Below are 12,907 nucleotides of genomic sequence, written 5' to 3'. Positions count from 1 at the left end.
GCCGCCGCCAGAGCCGCCGCCACCCGCGCCGCCCAAGGGCGGTCCGGATGCGTTCAGCGGAATCGCACCGGATGTCGACATCATCGCGATCCGGCAATCCAGCCAGGCCTTCGGTCTCAAGGACGCCTACACCGGCGACGAGGACCCGCAGACGTCGGCGAAGATCGACAACGTCCAGACCATGGCGCGGGCGATCGTGCACGCCGCCAACATGGGCGCGTCGATCATCAACATCTCCGACGTGACGTGCATGAGCGCGCGCAACGTCATCGACCAGCGCGCGCTGGGTGCCGCCGTCCGATATGCGGCGGTCGACAAGAACGTCGTCATCGTGGCCGCGGCCGGTGACACCAGTAAAAAGGACTGCAAGCAGAATCCACCCCATGATCCGTTGCAGCCCAACGATCCTCGCAACTGGAATGCCGTCACCACCGTCGTGACGCCGTCCTGGTTCAGTGACTACGTCCTGTCGGTCGGCGCGGTCGACGAGGGAGGTCACCCGCTCAGCCAGGGCAATCAGGGCCAGGCGTCGACGAGCGTGGCCGGCCCGTGGGTGGGGATCGCCGCGCCCGGAACGGACGTCGCCGGACTGTCGCCCCGGGACGACGGGCTCATCAACGCGATCGACGGGCCGGACAACACGCTGCTGGTTCCCTCCGGCACCAGCTTCTCGGCGGCGATCGTGTCGGGGGTGGCCGCGCTCGTGCGCGCCAAGTTCCCGCAGCTGTCGGCCTATCAGGTGATCAACCGGTTGATGCGCACCGCGCGCGCGCCGGCTCGCGGCGTGGACAACCAGGTCGGCCACGGCATCGTCGACCCGGTCGCCGCACTGACCTGGGACGTACCCGACGGTCCGGTGAAGCCGCCGCAGCAACTGTCGGCGCCGCTGACCGTTCCGAAACCGGCCCCGGCCCGGGATATGGTGCCAGTATGGGTTGCCGCCGCAGGACTGCTCGTGGCGTTGCTCATCGGCGGCGGGGTGTTCGGTACCGCGATGCTGATGAAGCGATCTCGCAAACAGCAATAGGAACAGCAATAGGGGCGGAGCAGCAACACTCATGAAGTCGCAGCGCAGGTTGGGGTTGTCGTTGTCGTGGCCGCGGCTGACCACGGTGTTCCTGGTCGACGTCGTGATCATGGCGGTGGCCAGTCACTGCCCGGAGTCCTGGCAGGGCACCTACCGCATCGCGTTCTGGGTGGGGGTCGGCCTGGCCGTGCTGATCACGCTGCTGTCGCTGGTCACCTACCACGGCCTGACGGTGACGTCGGGGCTGGCGACTTGGCTGTGGGACTGGTCCGCCGATCCGGGCTCAGCGCTGGCTGCCGGCTGCACCCCGGCCATCGATCACCAACGCAGATTCGGCCGCGACAAGGTCGGCGTCCGCGAGTACCAGGGCCAGCTCGTCACGGTGATCGCCATTAACGGGGGCGAGGACGACGCGGCGTCACGCCACCGGCACCGGTCGTCGCGCCCCACGTTGCTGGTGCAGGCCGTCGCGTCGGGGCTGCGCCAGTTCGACATTCAGCTCGACGACATCGACATCGTGTCGGTGAAGGTGCGCCGCGGCGGCCCGGACACCGGCGCCGCCGAGTTGTCGAAGCTCGACGATTGGGGCCCCGAGGAATGGGAGGTGGCCAACGATCAGCCCAGCTCCTACGTTCGCCGGACCTGGCTGGTGCTGCGGATGAACCCGCAGCGCAACGTCGCCGCGGTGGCGGCCCGCGATTCGCTGGCGTCGACCTTGGTGGCGGCCACCGAACGGCTCGCCCAAGACCTTGACGGGCTGACCTGTGCGGCAAGGCCGTTGACCGCCGAGGAGCTCGCCGAGGTGGACCGCGCGGTGCTGGCCGATCTGGAGCCGACCTGGAGCCGCCCGGGATGGCGCCGCCTCAAGCATTTCAACGGGTTCGTGACGAGCTTGTGGCTCACACCGTCGGACATCACCACCGACAAGCTCGAGGAGCTGTGGGAGGACGACACGTTCGCCACCGTGCTGACCATTCGGCTGACCTCTCGCGGCGGCCGTCCGCAGGTGTCGGCGTGGGTGCGCTATCACACCGAGAAGCGGCTGCGCAGAAACGTATCGTCGGGACTCAACCGTCTCACCGGCCGTCAGTTGGCCGCGGTGCGAGCCAGCCTGCCGGCCCCGACCGCCCGCACGCTCCTGGTCGTGCCGAGCCGCCCGTTGCGCGCCGACGACGATGAGCTCGCGCTGTCCGTCGATCAGCTGCGAGGGAGCCCGGCGGGCGTCCCTGTGGCGCAATGACAAGGCCCCAATCCACCGCCGAAGGCGCCCGTAACGCCATGGTCGCCGGCCTGTTGGCGTCGGGCGTATCGGTCAACGGGCTGCAACCCAGCCACAATCCGCAGGTTGCATCCCAGATGTTCACCACGGCGACCAACCTCGATCCGTCGATGTGTGACGCCTGGCTGGCGCGGATGCTCGCGGGGGAGCAGAGCCTCGACGTGCTCGCCGGCGCCTGGTCGTCGATCCGGACGTTCGGGTGGGAGACCCGCCGCCTCGGGGTCACCGAGCTGCAGTTCCGCCCGGAGGTCTCCGACGGGCTGTTCCTGCGGCTGGCGGTGACCAGCGTGGAGTCGCTGGCGTGCGCGTACGCCGCGGTGCTCGCCGAAGCCAAACACTATGCGGAAGCATCGAAACTGCTCGACGGCGTCGAACCGCGCCAGGCCGTCGAGGAGGAGCTGGTCAGCTATGTGCGCGGCGTACTGTACTTCCGCACCGGGCGGTGGCCCGATGTGCTCAACCAATTCAGCGAGGGCAAGGGATGGCGCCAGCCCGAGTTGAAGGCGGCGGGGGCGGCGATGGCCACCACGGCGCTGGCTTCGCTCGGAGTGTTCGAAGAGGCCCTGCGGCGCGGCCAGGACGCCATCGAAGGCGACCGGGTACCGGGCGCAGCCAACATCGCCCTGTACACCCAGGGCATGTGTCTGCGGCACCTGGGGCGCGAGGACGAGGCCGTCGAGTTGCTGCGGCGGGTCTATTCGCGGGATCCGAAGTTCACCCCCGCCCGCGAAGCGCTGGACAACCCGAACTATCGCCTGATCCTGACCGACCCGGAAACGATCGAGGCCCGTACCGACCCGTGGGACCCCGACAGCGCGCCCACGCGCGCGGAGGCGGAGGCCGCCCGCCACGCCGAGGAGGCGGCTAAGTACCTGGCCGAGGGCGACGCCGAGCTCAACGCCATGCTGGGCATGGACCGGGCCAAGCGGGAAATCAAGCTGATCAAGTCGACGACGAAGGTGAACCTGGCGCGCGCCAAGATGGGTCTTCCGGTGCCCGTGACGTCGCGCCACACTTTGTTGCTCGGCCCTCCGGGGACCGGAAAGACCTCGGTGGCAAGGGCTTTCAGCAAGCAGCTGTGCGGATTGACCGTGCTGCGCAAACCGGTGGTGGTGGAGACCAGCCGGACCAAGCTGTTGGGCCGGTACATGGCCGACGCGGAGAAGAACACCGAGGAGATGCTCGAGGCCGCGCTGGGCGGTGCGGTGTTCTTCGACGAGATGCACACTCTGCACGAGAAGGGCTACCAGCAGGGTGACCCCTACGGCAACGCGATCATCAACACGTTGCTGTTGTACATGGAGAACCATCGCGACGAGCTGGTCGTCTTCGGCGCCGGCTACGCCAAGGCCATGGACAAGATGCTCGAAGTGAATCAGGGTCTGCGACGGCGATTTTCGACCGTGATCGAGTTCTTCAGCTACACCCCGGACGAGCTCGTCGCGCTGACCCGGTTGATGGGCCAGGAAAACGAGGACGTCATCACCGATGAATCGGCGCACGCCCTGCTGCCGTCATACACGAAGTTCTATCTCGACGAAACATATTCGGAAGACGGGGATCTCATCCGCGGCATCGATACGCTCGGCAACGCCGGTTTCGTGCGCAACGTGGTGGAGAAGGCCCGGGATCACCGCAGTTTCCGTCTGGACGACGAGGACCTGGATGCGGTCCTGGCCAGCGACGTGACCGAGTTCAGCGAGCGCCAGCTGCTGCGGTTCAAGGAGCTAACCCGCGAGGATCTCGCGGAGGGCCTCAAGGCAGCGGTGGCCGAGAAGGCGAACTAGTGGTGATCGCCAGCGCGGCGTAGCCGGGCGCAGCGGGTCGCCACCATCGAACTAGTGGTGATCGCCAGCGCGGCGTAGCCGGGCGCAGCGGGTCGCCACCATCGAACTAGTGGTGGGCCCGGTTTCAGGGTGACGCGCCCGCGCATGGTTGGGATTGTGTTGCACGTCAATTTGACTCAACGAAGCCCGAGTGCCACCATGGCCAGTGCAAGCACCTCGCTAGGTGAGGCGTCTGCACGGACATAGGCCACTGACCTCGAACGTCGAGAGACGCCCAGGGTCAGGACAGCTCCTCCCGGATTAAGGGTTGAGCCCAAGTGGCTTCCGGCTCTGGTCGACCGGATACGCCGTGTGGTGCCGAAGCTCTGACGAGAGGGGTGCGCGCCCAACGGTTCTCGCGTTGGGTGCTTCTCCCCGTGTGTGACGTATGGCATCCCCGTATGCCCTGGCCGCGAGGAGGTGAGAGCGAAATGAGTTCCGGTGATAGTCCGTATCCCAGATCGATGAGCATTTCGTTGCGATCCGACCCCGGCCACGTTTCGTAGCCTGAATCGGCTCATTCCGCATATTCCCGCGCACGCCAACGCTTTACGCGTGCGTGCGCGAGTGTGCGCGGAATGAGCCACGGCACTGGCGAATCACGGCTGAGTTCGGTCCTTTTCTGTGAGGAGAACTCCGATGTCCTGCGCCATGACGCGGCGCGAAGCAGTGGCGGCTGTGCATTTATCTGCCTTAACCGCAACACAATTCAGCGTCGACGTCGCCGCGTGCCAGATATCAAGGGCACAGGCGATTGCCAACACGATCGCAACGAACTAGGGGAGAGGGCCCGAAAATGTTCGTGGACTTCGCAATGCTTGCACCGGAAATCAACTCCGCCCGCATGTATGCCGGACCGGGCTCCGGCCCGATGTTGGTCGCCGCGTCGGCGTGGAACGGCTTGGCCGCGGAATTGCGTTCGGCCACATTGTCATACGGGTCAACGCTCTCGGTGCTGACGAGTGAGGAATGGCACGGCCCCGCCTCGGCGGCGATGGCCGCCGCGGCGACGCCGTACGTGGCCTGGATGAGCACCACCGCGACGCAAGCCGAGCAGGCCGCCGCCCAGGCCGAAGCCGCGGCCGCGGCCTACGAGGCCGCATTCGCGGCCACGGTGCCGCCGCCGGTGATCGCAGCAAACCGTGCGCAGCAGGCGACGCTGATCGCCACCAACGTTCTGGGTCAGAACACGCCTGCCATCGCGGCCACCGAGGCGCAGTATGGCGAAATGTGGGCCCAGGACGCGGCGACCATGTACGGCTACGCCGGGTCGTCGGCTGCGGCGACCCGCCTGACAATGTTCACCGAGCCCACGCAAACCACCAGCCAGGACGGGCAAGCCCGGCAGGCCGCCGCGGTCGCCCAGGCAGCGGGCACTTCGGCGGGGAACCAGCAGGCCACGTTGTCGCAGCTGAACACCGCGGTACCCAATGCGCTGCAGACCCTGTCGTCGCCGACGGAATCGTCGACGTCGTCGACATCGGGCATGTCGTCGATCCTGGACCCGAACAGCAACTTCTGGAACACGATCACGTCGACCGGCGCGCTTGATCCGGCCCAGGTGGTGCAGACCGTGACGAGTTCGACGCTGATCGGCGCCAGCGCCGGTGCCCTCACCGACCTGGCAAGCGGGGCGCCGCTGGCGACGGGCATCGGGACAGGCGCCCAGGGGCTGTCGGGTTTGGCGGGCATGGGCAATGCGGGGGCGTCGGTGTCGGCGGGCCTGGGCCGGGCGTCCCTGGTCGGTCCGTTGTCGGTGCCGCCGAGTTGGGCCCCGCCCGCGCCGGTGGCCAGCCCGTTGGCGTCGACGCTGGGTGGCACCCCGATGGTGGCGCCGGCGCCGGCGATGGCGGCCGGCATGCCCGGGATACCGTTCGGCGGCATGGGCGGCCAGGGATTCGGACGCGCCGTGCCGCAGTACGGTTTCCGGCCAAACTTCGTTGTGCGCCCGCCCGCCGCCGGATAGCCAATGTCGCGGGCCGGCAGTCGCCGGCCGGCGACGTCCTGTTCTACATGCGTGCCCTGTTGCGGGAAAATCACTGCAGCCCAGATCTTTACATCGGCGATTGGATAAATTCGCGGCGCTGGCGCCGGACCGATCTCTGGCCGATCGGGTCATATCACATTCGAAAGTCGTTGTGTGTGAAGAAAACCCACTCACAGGGAACTACCAGTCGCTAATCAGTGCCACAGCAGGCTCGACGCGTCTAGTCGTATGAGTAGACATTAGGAGGCCGGTGTGACGATCAGCCGCCAGTGCTTGCAACGGTGGGCCTTGGGGCGACTCGAGCTCGGTGACAACTTGTGTTGATCTACGAGGGGCCAACTCCCATGGGCCGACGATTCGGTGGTCCGTGGGCAGCAATATGGCCACCGCCGACAGCGCCGTCGGGTTCCAGCTGAGCGTAGTCGTATTCCGCGGAATTGCGGAATTGGACGAGTGGGACGCGTGGTACGTGACAATGATGTCGCACTTAAGCGGTTTTTCCAAGGACAAAATATTGCGTACGCGTTGTTGGGAGTGAACGAGATACAAGACTTTTAGAACCCGTATTTGTGTGTGTGCAATTTCAGACGAAATTGCCATATCGATGCACGCCACCCGGTTGATTCAGCCAACTCGGCCGCTTGACGCGGTTGACCGTGTAACCCGCGGGTGAAGCCGGGCTAAAAGGGGTAAGGGCGAGTGATTTACGCCACTAACCTGCTCGTATTCACCAGCCATTCTCACACATGGCCGAAAGCCCCCGACATCGATGTTTTACCTGAGTTTACCTGACGGGAACGCCGATTGAATAACTTTCGTGCACCCTTGTCAGTGAATAGCAATGACGCTTAGCTCGTAATTTGTTCGTCAATTATGGGGCCCGGTCTGTAGTAGGGGAGTGGACGCTTGCTGTCTTCGACGCACGGAATCTGCACAGACATTTGAAAACGGGTTCCACGAATGTCCTTAGCGCGGCGAGTTTGTCGAGACGGGGATTACGACGCCGTGGTCACCACAGCCGCCACGAGAGGAGGTCCTAGATGTTGGATTTCGGTGCATACCCGCCGGAATACAACTCGGGGCGAATGTACGTCGGCGCTGGATCGGGGCCACTGCTCGACGCCGCGGTCGCATGGGACGAATTGGCCGCGGAGTTGCAGACGGCGGGGGCGGCGTACAGCTCGACCATTGAGACGCTCACGACGGGTCCGTGGACGGGCCCGTCATCCATAGCGATGGCCGCGGTGGCCGCTCCGTACGTGGCGTGGATGCACGCCACCGGCGCGCAGGCCGAGGAGGCGGGCGCCCGGGCCAAGCTCGCCGCAGGCGCCTATGAGGTCGCCTTCGCGGCCACCGTGCCGCCGCCGGTAATCGCGACCAACCGTGCCCTGCTCGCGACGTTGGTCGCAACCAACATTCTGGGCCAGAACACCACGGCAATCGCCGCGACGGAGGCCCAATACATGGAGATGTGGGCGCAGGATGCCGCCGCGATGTATGCCTACGCGGCGTCCTCGGCGAGCGCCTCTCAGCTGTCACCGTTCGCCGAACCGCCACGCACCACCAACGACTCGGCGGCGGCGAGGCAGGCCGCGGCGGTCGTCCAGAGCGGCGGGCAGTCCAGCTCGAACACCGCGTCGCAGCTGTCCCAACTGAGCACCACGATGCAACCGGCGGTACAAACCTTGACTAACGCCAGCTCGACGGGAGCCACCTCCACCGAGCTGACGACGCCCAGTTTCATTACCAACTGGAACGAGTTTTGGTCCGTGCTGACCGGGGTGTATTCGCCGCAGTCGTGGAGCAGCATCCCCGGCGGACCGTTCCTGTCGTTCGGCCAGGCGTACGCCTGGGGGCAGAACGGGCAGGCCGCTGCCGCGTATCTGGCTGGGCCGAAAGCCATCTCGGGGGCGTTGGCACCCTTGACCAGTGGCGCCAGTGCCGTCAAGCCCATGCTCAGTTCCGCGGTCGGCGCGGGACAGGTGTCGGGGACGATCGGCAAGGCCGCTCTGGTGGGCGGCATGTCGGTGCCGCAGGGGTGGACCGAAGCCGCCCCGGCGATCCGGATGCTCGCCCAGGGGTTGCCGACCAGCATGGCGGCGGCGCCCGCCGCGCTGGCCAGCGAGGAAGGCGCGTTCAGCCAGATGGCCCTGTCGAGCTTGGCCGGACGCGCCGTCGCCGCTGCCGCAACCCGTCCGGTCGGCGGAGTCGCCTCGGCGGCGGGCGTAGGGGGCGGCGTAGCCGCGGAGGCCGATCCGGCCGCAGCCACCATCATCGTCATCCCCTGCATCGAGGAGTGACCGCGATGACCAAACCGCATGGCAGCCAAGCACTGTCCGCCCGAAGGCCTAGGTAAGGGGTACGAGAGATGTTTTACGGAGCCTTTCCGCCGGAGTTCAATTCAGGCCGGATGTACAGCGGTCCGGGTGCTGGATCGTTGGTGGCCGCGGCGACGGCCTGGGAGAGCCTGGCCACCGAATTGCAGTCCACGGCAACGTCCTATGCGGCGGTGATCTCGAGCCTGACCGCCGGGCCCTGGTTGGGTCCGTCGTCGTTTGCCATGGCCGCCGCGGCCGCCCCGTACGTGACCTGGATGCAGGAAACCGCCGTCCACGCAGCCGAATCCGCGACCCAGGCTACCGAGGCGGTGACCGCCTACGAGACGGCATTCGCCGCACACGTGCCGCCGGCGGTGATCGCGGAAAACCGTGCCCTGCTGGCGCAATTGGTGGCGACGAACATCTTTGGGCAGAACACCTCGGCGATCGCCGCGAACGAAGCCCAATATGGCGAGTTCTGGGCTCAGGACGCCACGGCGATGGACACCTACTTCGCCTCGTCGGCGACCGCCTCCAACACATTGACCGAGTTCCGCCCGGCGCCCCAGACCACCAATGAGGCCGCCCAACCGATGCAAGCGGCCGCGGTGACGTCGGCCGCCGGTAGCCCCGCCGCCAATGTGGCGAACACCGCGGCGGCAGCAGCGACTACCACGTTGCCCTACAGCGGCCTGTTTTCCGGCGCCGCAAACTTGGCGAACTTCTACCAAACGTTCATGACGAATCTCTTCAACACCGTGCCGGGCGGGGCGAGCTTCTACACGGCGATGTACAACGCCGTGAAGGTGCCCTTGGGTCTGACCACGCAGTTCAACGACGTCGGGTTGCTGATCAACTTTCCGTTGTCGCAGTGGCTCAAGTTCGCCCCGCCCGTCGCGTACGGTGCGCTGCCCAAAGACGCGCTAGGCGCAGGGCTCGGGGCGCTGGGGTTCGGTCGCGGCACCCTGTACAGCGCGATCAGCCCCCTCGCCGGCATGGGCAATGCCGGAACCCTGGTCGGCAAGCTCTCGATCCCGCCCAACTGGGCCACGGCCACCCCGTCGGTCAGGACCGTCGCTGCCGCCCTGTCGGCGGCCGGGACCGAGGCCGTGCCGGCGGCCGCGCTTGGCGAGGGAAGCCTGTTCAGCTCGATGGGGCTGGCCGGGATGCTGGGCAGCGCGCTGGGCTCCGGGGGGCCCACCGTGGTCCGCGGCGGCGTCCGCACCCGGATGGCTCCGATCAAGGACCTCAAAGACAAGCAATCACCGGAACAGCTGAAACGCCTGGTCGCACAGATCTCGGAGAAGCCCGAAAGCGTGCAGCACCACAACGTCGATCAGGAGAACCTCGACGCGCTGCTCGAGCAGCTGGCCAAGAAACCCGGCATTCATGCGGTGCACCTGAGGAAGGCGAACAAGGCCACAGTCCTACCGCCGGAGGCTCAGTTGGGATAGGGCACAAGGTAATCAGCGTCCGCGCCACCGGCCATGTGACAACGGAAGGGTGATGAATCATGAAACGACTACTGGCGCTACTCGGCGCGTTCGCGACGATCGGATTTGCCGCACCGGCTTACGCTGATCCTGGGCCGGAACCGGGCGGTGATGACGGAGGCTTCGTCGCGGCGCTGCGGCAAGCCGGCTTCAGCTTTGCCACGCCGGGCTCGGCCGTCGCCGCCGGGCGGGCGGTGTGCTCGTGCTTGGACAACGGCGAACCGGGTTTGGAGGTCGTCCACGACGTGAAAGCCCGCAACCCCGGCATGGATATGGAGATGGCATCGAATTTCGCTGTGTTGTCCGCGAAGTTCTACTGCCCCAACCAGCTCTCCAAAGCGTGAGACGTCGGCGGGTCAAGGCTGAATACATTGTTGCTCAACATGTCTGGGTCTCGACGCCTGACACTGCACGCGGCGCCGCGGCATGGGACAATCGCCAGTTATGAGACTGCTGCTGGCGCTGGGTCTCGGCGTCTCGGCCGCGATCGGTCTGTCCCCGCTCGCGCACGGCCAGCCGGGGGCAACCGGTGGCGACGAGACCGGTTTTCTTGCGTCGCTGCGCAGCGCAGGCATCACCTACGCCACCCCGGATGGGGCGATAAAATTCGCCAAAGCCGTATGCGTGTCGATGGGTAACGGCGAGCTGGGTCCCCAAATGGTGGACGAATTGAAGACCGAAAACCCCGGACTCACCAACGATCACGCGACATCGTTCTTGGCGATCGCAGCGAAATACTATTGCCCGCAGCAACTTAACAGAGGATAGCTTCCGGGCAACGTGGCGATCGCGCGTTCGCACCGGCGCGTGTCACGTCCGAACACCGGTGCGTGCATACATAATTCGCGTTAGTCACAATCCCGCCTGACACCGCCGGGTCGATCGCGCGTCACGCCGTCGGTGACCGATTCGCCAACAGCTCGCAACCATTGAAGTGTGGGATCGGCGCCTGCGCCGCGGGCGGATGCCGATCCTGAGAACTTCTCAGTCGAAGGACGCCCAGGAGCACCGCCGGTCAGACACATGGAATACACATATGCTGCACCGGCAAATTTCATGAATTCCATTTGAGCCGCAGCTCAATTGCGGGCTAGCCGCATATTCGCCCCTACCCTTGCGCCAGAGGAGTACGGGAGGCAACGGGTGGACTTTGGGGCGCTGCCACCAGAGGTCAATTCAGGACGGATGTACGTGGGTGCCGGATCGGGGCCGCTGCTGGCCGCCGCCGCGGCATGGGACGCGCTGGGAGCCGAACTGCATTCCTACGCAGCGGCTTACAGCTCGACGATCACGGGCATGACCGTCGGGTCCTGGTTGGGGCCGGCAGCGACATCGATGAGTGCCGCGGTCGCGCCGTACGTGGCGTGGGCAACGGCGTCCGCCGCCCAGGCAGAACAGGTGGCGATGCAGGCCAGACTCGCTGCAGCAGCCTACGAGACCGCATTCGCGGCGACGGTGCCCCCGCCGGTGATCGCCGCCAACCGCAGCCTGTTGATGACGCTGATCGCCACGAACATCCTCGGCCAGAACACCGCGGCCATCGCGGCGGCCGAAGCAGAGTATGCCGAAATGTGGGCCCAGGATGCCGTCGCGATGTACGCGTACGCCGCCTCGTCGGCAGCGGCCACCCAGCTGGCGCCTTTCACCGAGCCGCCGCCGACCACCGATTCGTCCGCGGTGGCACGGCAATCCGCAGCGATGGCGCACAGCGCCGCGTCCGACACCCAATCTGAGCTGTCCGCGCTGATCAACGTGACACCGACGATGCTGCAAGGCCTGGCAACGGCCCCGTCGGCCGCGGCGGCGACACCCGCGGCATCGATCATCGAAGCGATCTACCCCATCACGGCCGCGCTACGGCCCTTTTTCGCCGCCGTCACCGGCGCTTACAGCCCCATCGGGGCACTCATCGTGCCCGGCGGCTGGTTCCTGTTTGCCCTCCAGCCCTTAGGTGTAGCCCAAAACGTGCCGGGCGTCGCCGAACTGCTTGGCGGTGGGAAGAACATCGCCGGGGGACTGTCGCCGCTGGCGCCGCTGCGGGGCGGCTACGTCTCCGCGGTGACACCGGAGGTGGGGGGCGCAGCCGGGTCGATGGGTCGTGCGACCCTGGTGGGTTCCCTGTCGGTGCCGCAGGGCTGGGCCACGGCCGCCCCCGTGATGAAGACGGTCGCTTCTGTACTGCCGGGCGCGAGATTGGGCGCCGTCCCGGCGATGACCGCCACGTCGCACGGGGCCATGTTCGGCGAGATGGCCATGGCGAGTGTGGCCGGACGCGCGCTCGCGGGCGCGGGCGTGCGCACCGTCAGCAACGGCACTACCGGCATGGCCGCAGTGGCAGCCGACGACATCGCGACCACCGCCACGATCATTGTGGTGCCGGCGGATTGAGGGGCCTTCGACATGACACCTCACATGGCATTGATCCAACGGAACGTAGCGGCACAGCCGCACACGCCGGCGACTCACGCGATGTTTGCCAGCGCTTTGGCGACCCGAAGGGCACGGCGATGAATTTCGCGCTCCAGCCACCCGAAATCACCTCCGGCCAGATGTACACGGGTCCGGGGGCCGGACCGATGTTGGCGGCCGCCACCGCGTGGGACGCCCTGGCGGCCGAGTTACAGTCCACGGCGTCGTCGTACGGTTCGATCGTCGAGGGCCTGGCCAACGAGGCGTGGACCGGCCCGTCGGCGGTCGCCATGGCCGCCGCGGCCGCGCCCTACGTGACGTGGATGGCGGCCACCTCGGCGCAGGCAAAGACGGCGGCCGTCCAAGCGACGGCGGCGGCGAGCGCCTTCGAGACGGCTTTTGCGGCGGTGGTGCCGCCGCCCGAGATCGCGGCCAACCGCCTCCAGCTGGCAACGCTGTTGGTAACCAACGTCTTCGGGCAGAACACCGCCGCGATCGCCGCCACCGAGGCCGAATACGGGGAAATGTGGGCGCAGGACGCCGCCGCGATGTACGCCTACGCCAGCGC

Annotated in this window: 10 protein-coding genes and 1 riboswitch; all 10 genes read left to right on the top strand. The window is 66.6% G+C overall.

The annotated features are described in order from the left end of the window. Positions 1-1,027 (top strand): S8 family serine peptidase (locus A5775_RS07575; RefSeq protein ID WP_156660607.1); only part of this gene is annotated, 1,027 nt, incomplete at its 5' end. A 31-nt stretch (positions 1,028-1,058) separates the two neighbouring features. Further along, the gene (eccE, locus tag A5775_RS07570; protein ID WP_067250099.1) at positions 1,059-2,267 is read left to right on the top strand and encodes a type VII secretion protein EccE; all 1,209 of its coding nucleotides are present in this window, start codon (positions 1,059-1,061) and stop codon (positions 2,265-2,267) included. Further along, positions 2,264-4,093, top strand: coding sequence for a type VII secretion system ESX-5 AAA family ATPase EccA5 (gene eccA5 / locus A5775_RS07565; RefSeq protein ID WP_067250097.1), 1,830 nt, complete (start codon positions 2,264-2,266; stop codon positions 4,091-4,093). Before eccE ends, eccA5 begins: the two co-directional genes overlap by 4 nt. A gap of 208 nt (positions 4,094-4,301) precedes the next feature. Then, positions 4,302-4,477, top strand: a riboswitch (M-box (ykoK) riboswitch). A gap of 451 nt (positions 4,478-4,928) precedes the next feature. After that, complete coding sequence (locus A5775_RS07560; RefSeq protein WP_067250094.1) at positions 4,929-6,098, top strand: PPE family protein; 1,170 nt, start codon at positions 4,929-4,931, stop codon at positions 6,096-6,098. Positions 6,099-7,159: 1,061 nt separating this feature from the next. Further along, positions 7,160-8,419 carry a PPE family protein gene (locus A5775_RS07555; RefSeq protein ID WP_067250090.1) on the top strand — a complete coding sequence of 420 codons (1,260 nt, stop codon included), beginning with the start codon at positions 7,160-7,162 and terminating at the stop codon, positions 8,417-8,419. Positions 8,420-8,487: 68 nt separating this feature from the next. Then, positions 8,488-9,891 carry a PPE family protein gene (locus tag A5775_RS07550; RefSeq protein WP_067250087.1) on the top strand — a complete coding sequence of 468 codons (1,404 nt, stop codon included), beginning with the start codon at positions 8,488-8,490 and terminating at the stop codon, positions 9,889-9,891. 56 nt (positions 9,892-9,947) lie between these two features. Then, the gene (locus A5775_RS07545; RefSeq protein ID WP_082952915.1) at positions 9,948-10,274 is read left to right on the top strand and encodes a DUF732 domain-containing protein; all 327 of its coding nucleotides are present in this window, start codon (positions 9,948-9,950) and stop codon (positions 10,272-10,274) included. A gap of 100 nt (positions 10,275-10,374) precedes the next feature. Next, positions 10,375-10,698, top strand: a complete 324-nt coding sequence (locus A5775_RS07540) for a DUF732 domain-containing protein (RefSeq protein WP_067250081.1) — start codon at positions 10,375-10,377, stop codon at positions 10,696-10,698. A gap of 375 nt (positions 10,699-11,073) precedes the next feature. Next, positions 11,074-12,318 (top strand): PPE family protein, encoded by a 1,245-nt coding sequence (locus A5775_RS07535; protein ID WP_082952914.1) that lies wholly within the window; start codon positions 11,074-11,076, stop codon positions 12,316-12,318. Positions 12,319-12,437: 119 nt separating this feature from the next. After that, positions 12,438-12,907 (top strand): PPE family protein (locus A5775_RS07530; protein WP_156660606.1); only part of this gene is annotated, 470 nt, incomplete at its 3' end.

The organism is Mycobacterium sp. 852002-10029_SCH5224772 (genome assembly GCF_001667315.1).
Taxonomy (GTDB): Bacteria; Actinomycetota; Actinomycetes; order Mycobacteriales; family Mycobacteriaceae; genus Mycobacterium.
Note: the sequence above shows the minus strand (reverse complement) of the source record. Positions and strands in the feature narration are given on the sequence as shown.